At 69.7% G+C, this 1,715-nt stretch carries 1 protein-coding gene; it reads left to right on the forward strand.

Translation table 11 applies throughout. The features are described from left to right. Positions 1-158: 158 nt before the first annotated feature. The coding region (istA, locus tag ASC45_RS15320) for an IS21 family transposase (RefSeq protein WP_055451866.1) at positions 159-1,715 on the forward strand (1,557 nt) is incomplete at its 3' end.

Below are 1,715 nucleotides of genomic sequence, written 5' to 3' on the forward strand. Positions count from 1 at the left end.
CCCCGATGGCCACCCAAACTCCCCCACGTTTGGCCACCTAAATTCCCCCACCCTGGCCGCGGCGCGATGAGGCGCTGACGGGTCGGCGCGTGCCGGCAGCCAGAGGTCTGGCAGGACGTTACCTTCCCCTCCCTCAACGACGAGGGAGAGGCACGGGAGTGAACGTCTTGAAGCCGCATTTGCAAACCACTATCTGGACGCTGCTCAAGGGCAGTGCCAGCCAGCGAGAGATCGCCCGGGTGACCGGCATCGATCGCAAGACGATCCGCGCCTATGCGCGGCGTTTTGCCGAGGAGCAGGCAAACTCCCCCGGGGTGGCCACCGGCTCGGAGGAGCAAACTCCTCTATCTCGGCCACCGGCTCCGACGTCCACGACGACGTCGCTGTGCGAGCCGCACCGCGCCTTCATCGAGGCGCAGCTGCGTCTGAAGCGCAACGCCACCGCGATCTATCAGGACCTGGTCGACCAGTTCGGCTTCGCCGGCCACTACAACTCGGTCAAGCGCTTCGTCGCCCGGCTCAAGGTGCGCGAGCCCGAGCAGTTCGACCGCCTGGAGTTCGCCCCCGGCGAGGAGATGCAGGTCGATTACGGCGAGGGCGCCCTCACGCGCGTGCCCGGCAGCGATCGTTACCGCCGCCCGCGGCTGTTCGTGGCCACGCTGCGCTACTCCCGACGCAGCTTCCGCCGCGTGGTCTGGAAGTCCAGCCAGCAGGTCTGGGCCGAGCTGCACGAGCAGGCCTGGCGCTACTTCGGCGGCTCGGCCCATTACGTCGTGCTCGATAACCTCAAGGAGGGCGTGCTCAAGCCCGACCTGTACGAGCCCGAGCTCAACAAGGTCTACGCCGCCACGCTGGCGCACTACGGCGTCGTCGCCGACCCGGCGCGGGTGCGTGACCCGAACCGCAAGGGCAGCGTCGAGAACGCCATCGGCCATACCCAGGCCACCGCCCTCAAGGGTCGTCGCTTCGAGAGCATCGAGGAGCACAACGCTTTCCTCGAACACTGGGAGACCCGGTGGGCGGCACCGCGCATCCACGGCAGCGCACGTCGGCAGGTGCAAGCCATGTTCGAGGAGGAGCGAGCCCACCTGCGGCCGCTGCCGGTGCTGGGCATGCAGTACTTCACCGAGGCCGAGCGCACCGTCCAGGACGACAGCTGCGTGCGTGTCGACCACTGCAGCTACGCCGCGCGCCCGGCGCGCATCGGTACCCAGGTGCTGGTGCGCATCTTTGCCCGGCGCATCGAGATCCGCGATCTCAGAACCCAGGAGCTGCTGCGCACCCACGATCGCGCCGAGCACCCCGGCACGGTGGTCTTGCCCGCCGAGGAGCGCGTGTTCAACCCCTCGCGCGAGACCCGCCGCATCCTCGCCCAGGCCCGCGCCATCGGCCCCGATGCCTCGCGCCTGTGCGAGCTGCTGTTCGCCATCGAGGGGCGCGTCGGTCAGCGCAAGCTCTGGGGCATCGTCTCCCTGGCCGGGCGCTACCCCCGGCGCCTGGTCGACGCCGCCTGCGCCGCCGCACTGACCGATGGCGTCTACAGCTACCGCCACGTCAAGGCGCTGACCGAGCGCCTCGTCGCCGACGCCCTGCAGGCCCTCGATCGCGCCCCGAGCGCCGAGCCCCTGACCCAGCAGCACGAGCTGATCCGCCCGGCCGAGGAGTACGCCGACCTGTTCGCCCGTGCCGCCGCCGATTCCCTCAGCCACGACCGG

The organism is Thiomonas bhubaneswarensis (assembly GCF_001418255.1).
Taxonomy (GTDB): domain Bacteria; phylum Pseudomonadota; class Gammaproteobacteria; order Burkholderiales; family Burkholderiaceae_C; genus Thiomonas; species Thiomonas bhubaneswarensis.